The sequence below is a fragment of the Duganella violaceipulchra genome, from assembly GCF_019166075.1.
Lineage (GTDB): Bacteria > Pseudomonadota > Gammaproteobacteria > Burkholderiales > Burkholderiaceae_D > Rugamonas > Rugamonas violaceipulchra.
This window is the reverse complement of sequence record NZ_JAHTGR010000208.1, coordinates 1-256: the sequence shown is the minus strand read 5'-3', so window position 1 is coordinate 256 and position 256 is coordinate 1. Positions and strand designations below refer to the sequence as shown.

The following is a 256-nucleotide window of genomic DNA, read 5'->3' as shown; positions in this document are numbered from 1 at the left end:
TATATGCAGACTGCGCTGGAGCAGCTGGCGGCCGCGCTGGAAGGCGCTCCCGAGACGTCGTTGTTGTCGCTGCAGGTGCTGCCGGTCGCGGAGCGGCAGCAGGTGCTGGCGGCATGGAACGCGACCGGGACGCCGTATGCGCGCGAGTTGTGTGTCCATGAGCTGTTCGAGCGGCATGCCGAACTTCGTCCCGAGGCGACCGCGCTGGTGTGCGGCGATCTGGAAGTCAGCTATGCCGATTTGAACCGCCAGGCCA

General features: G+C 66.4%; 1 protein-coding gene. It reads left to right on the top strand.

Annotated elements, in window-relative coordinates; genetic code table 11:
• The coding region (locus tag KVP70_RS33720) for a hypothetical protein (protein WP_217946780.1) at positions 1–256 on the top strand (256 nt) is incomplete at both ends.